Source organism: Lysobacter korlensis, from assembly GCF_042434515.1.
In genome coordinates this window covers 1-2,301 of record NZ_JBHLTG010000035.1, presented here as the reverse complement: position 1 = coordinate 2,301, position 2,301 = coordinate 1, and the positions used below count along the sequence as shown (strand labels likewise).

Here is a 2,301-nt window from a genome sequence, read left to right as displayed (position 1 = left end):
CGTCTGAAAGGTTGGCTGCGTAGAGAAGGCTCATTAGGGGCCTAACACCTGAGTTAAGCCGCGCCGCGAAGCGGCGTCGGCTTGGACGAATTGTTAGCGCCCGCCCTGTGCCGTGGGAGCCATAGGCTGCCAACGGTAATACGCCTCATGGGCCATGGCGAGCAGGTCATGGTCTTCCGGGGTGTCTCCGTAGGCGAACACCCTGCGGTAGGTGTCTGTGGGGAAAGCCACCTGAACCCGTCGGACCTTTTCGGCCCGAACACACTGAGCACCCTGATAGCGGCCCGTATAGCGGCCGCCCCGTAGCTCCAGCGACGAGCAAAGTAGTTCGAGCCCGTGCGCCTTGGCCCAGTGCTTGAGGTAGAGATCGAGGCCGCCTGATACCACCACAACCCTGTCCCCGCGAGCCTTATGCCAGGCGGTGCGTTCCATGGCCTGCGGTCGCAGGACCGAAGGAAGGAAACTTTCGGCGAACACGGACCCGTGCTGCTCGAGCTCCGTGGCCGGGATGCCCCAGAATCCAAACCGGCAAATGGCTGCTCGCACGACCGAGCCGGAGACGATGCCGAGCTTGTAGCCGAGGACCAGCGGCAGGAGGACCAGCTTTCCCACGGCCACGCGACCGGGACGAACGGCTGCCAGCATGAAGTCGGGCATGGTGTCCCGCTCGGTGATTGTTCCGTCGAAGTCGAAGAGGGCAAGGTCCATGGGCGAGACAGCTGCTGCGGGCGCAGACACCTGAGTTAAGCCTCGCCGCGAAGCGGCGTCGGCTCGGACGAACTGTTAGCGCTCATGGGCGTCCGAACGGCGCAGGACGCCCGTAGCTGCCATTGAAAAGGTCGGGAGGCTTTCGTCGGGGCTGGATCGAACGTTGTTTACCACTCGGGTCCACTCCGCCGTGACGGTGTCATCGGTAGACGCGCTAACCACCAGCGCCCACGATTCGATCCAGCCTTCGGGGTACTCCTCGCTTGCGGCGGTGGCGTGCGCCACGGCATTGGGCCCCCTGCGCGAAAGAGCCCATCCTCCTGGCATCGCCTCGACCCACTCCCCCTCCTGCAGCAAGAACACACTGACATTTTCCCCTGCAATCTGGACGGTGAGCGCCAAGGGCTCCTTGTCCACTGCGCGGGACACGGGATCGGTCGGCGCGTAGGGCTTTCTGATCACTAAGGGCCCCGCCCACACTCCGTCAAGGACGCCGTCGAGCGGCTGACGGTAACGGTTCTCATAGACGAGACCCTTCGCCCCGCCGGCACAGCCGGACAAAAGAACAGCCATAAGTGCTAACAGCAGCGGCAATGCTCTCATCGTGAGCGCTAACACCTGAGTTAAGCCGCGCCGCGAAGCGGCGTCGGCTTGGATGAATTGTTAGGCAGCGGGCCCATTAAGTTTGGCCAGCGCCCTCTCAAGCATCTTAAGGTCAGCCGGGCTCTTACCGGGAGTGCGATCGAAAGACGCCAGCCAGCGGTCCACCGCCCCGGAGCGCCAGAGCTCCCACCCAGCAGGACTGAGATCGCTCCGCCAGATGACGAGCACTTCTATTGCTGGCGGGGCCTCTGCGAGACGGCCTGAAATGAGGCGATGTTGCAAATGGAACTGGTAAAGGGAGCGAAGCCTGGTAAGGAGGCGCTCGTGCCAGCCGCGATCCGGGACGAGCTCGCCTGCCTCGTTGACCTCCCACGCGCCTCCGCCGAGCAAGCCAGGGACGTTCAGCACCTTGACGTCGTTGGGGGCATTCACAGACCGGGACCGCTCCTAGCTGCCTAACACCTGAGTTAAGCCGCGCCGCGAAGCGGCGTCGGCTTGGACGAATTGTTAGGCCTCATGCTACCGACACCTGCTTGCGCCTAAAAGCGGTTGGCGGCAAGCCAATCTCCGAAGCTTGGGGCGCCCGCCAAGACCGACTGAGACTCATGATCCCAGAAGAGCACTGCAGGCTCGGGACCCTCGGACCGGATCCAGCAGTAGTTATCCCCGCAACCATTGTCCGCGAACGGCACCAAGGATTTGTCCGGGATGTACTGAAGCGCCTCAATAATTTCAGCCGGTGCCAGGACGCGATGGCGCACGCGAAGGTTTGCCAGCCCACCGGAGCGCACGTAGTTCGTGTAGCTCCCCGGGAATGCAAAGCCCAGAGCTTCCTCAACGGCGGCGATGTCTTCGTCGCTGGGGATCACAGTGTCTAGGTCGTTCCACATGAGGCCTAACACCTGAGTTAAGCCGCGCCGCGAAGCGGCGTCGGCTTGGACGAATTGTTAGCGGGCAGCCGCATACACGTTAGGCACATGCCGCTCCATG

3 protein-coding genes are annotated in these 2,301 nt (G+C 63.0%); all 3 read right to left on the bottom strand.

The features are described 5' to 3' along the window. Positions 1 to 93 precede the first annotated feature (93 nt). The 3 genes from ACFFGH_RS34280 to ACFFGH_RS34270 all read right to left on the bottom strand — a co-directional run bounded on the left by ACFFGH_RS34280 (position 94) and on the right by ACFFGH_RS34270 (position 2,201). Positions 94 to 708: an HAD family hydrolase gene (locus tag ACFFGH_RS34280; protein ID WP_386677424.1), complete on the bottom strand. Its 615-nt coding sequence runs from the start codon at positions 706 to 708 to the stop codon at positions 94 to 96. 75 nt (positions 709 to 783) lie between these two features. Then, entirely contained in the window at positions 784 to 1,302 is a 519-nt protein-coding gene (locus ACFFGH_RS34275) for a hypothetical protein (RefSeq protein WP_386677423.1), read from the bottom strand. Positions 1,303 to 1,850: 548 nt separating this feature from the next. Beyond that, positions 1,851 to 2,201: an SMI1/KNR4 family protein gene (locus ACFFGH_RS34270; protein ID WP_386677421.1), complete on the bottom strand. Its 351-nt coding sequence runs from the start codon at positions 2,199 to 2,201 to the stop codon at positions 1,851 to 1,853. Between the last annotated feature and the right edge of the window lie 100 nt (positions 2,202 to 2,301).